At 52.9% G+C, this 1,159-nt stretch carries 2 protein-coding genes; both read left to right on the forward strand.

Annotation, left to right across the window (positions count from 1 at the left end; translation table 11 throughout):
- Nucleotides 1-623, forward strand: a 623-nt coding sequence (locus tag HU147_RS19015) for a relaxase/mobilization nuclease domain-containing protein (RefSeq protein WP_224077660.1), incomplete at its 5' end; no start/stop codon positions are given.
- Between the two features lie 83 nt (nt 624-706).
- Nucleotides 707-1,159, forward strand: a 453-nt coding sequence (locus HU147_RS19020) for an MbeB family mobilization protein (protein ID WP_224077661.1), incomplete at its 3' end; no start/stop codon positions are given.

Genomic DNA, 1,159 nt, shown 5'->3' on the forward strand with positions numbered 1-1,159 from the left:
TCCCAATGATTGTGCAGTTTTTCAATAGGGGGAAAGGCGGCGGGAGTGGTCCGATAGACTATCTTCTAGGCAAAGACCGCGACCGAGAAGAAGCCAGATTATTACGCGGCGACCCCGAAGAAACCGCCGCCCTGATAAACAGCAGCGATTACGCCAAGAAATACACCGCCGGCTGCCTGAGCTTTGAAGAAAGCAACATCCCCGCCGAACAGAAACACGCCCTGATGGACAGCTTCGAAGAGTGTATTTTTGCAGGCTTGGACAAAGACCAATACAACTGCCTATGGGTAGAACACCGAGACAAAGGGCGTTTGGAACTCAACTTCGTGATACCGAACATCGAGCTTTTGAGCGGAAAGCGGTTACAGCCCTACTACTACGCCGCCGACAGAGGAAGAGTGGACGCATGGCGCACCATGCAGAACCTGACGCACGGATACAGCGACCCAGACGACCCCGCCAAACGGCAGAGCATGACCCAAGCCAAAGACCTGCCGAGAAACACGCAGGAAGCCGCACAGAGCATCACAGAGCATCACAGACGGCTTAGAAGCCCTAGCCCTATCAGGCAAGCTAAAAAGCCGCGCAGACGTGCTGGAAACGCTGGAAAAGGTAGGTTTTGAAATATCACGAGCGACCATCAGCAGCATCAGCATCAAGAACCCGGACCCAAAAGGGCGCAACATCCGACTGAAAGGCGCACTGTATGAGCAAGATTTCCGATTTGGCGAAGACCTTCGAGCAGACATCACGCACCGAAGCCGCCAGCATAGAGCAACAAACGAAAGCAGACTTAGAGACGTTACGGAAAAATATCAACGAGGCATTGAAGCAAAGCGAGCAGAAAATAACCGCCGATATAAACGCCCGGCAGTTACGCATGAGCAAGGCAGTATTCAAGCCCTATCTGTGGAGCTTGCTAGGTATATCGGCGGCAGGGTTGATAGTCATAGCAGGGCTGTTCATAGCGATATGGAGCGTCAAGAACGAGCTGGACGACTTGAAACAGCAGAGAGCCGAAGCAGAGCGCACCCTAGACCTGTTGGAAACCAAGACCAAAGGTTTGACACTGGAAAATTGCCCAGTCGAGAACAGCAAAGCAACGCGGGTATGCGTAGCGACCGAGAAGCGAATGATGAAAGCCTTAACGCACTTGGGC

Source organism: Planococcus chinensis, assembly GCF_020071995.1.
GTDB lineage: Bacteria > Bacillota > Bacilli > Bacillales_A > Planococcaceae > Planococcus > Planococcus chinensis_A.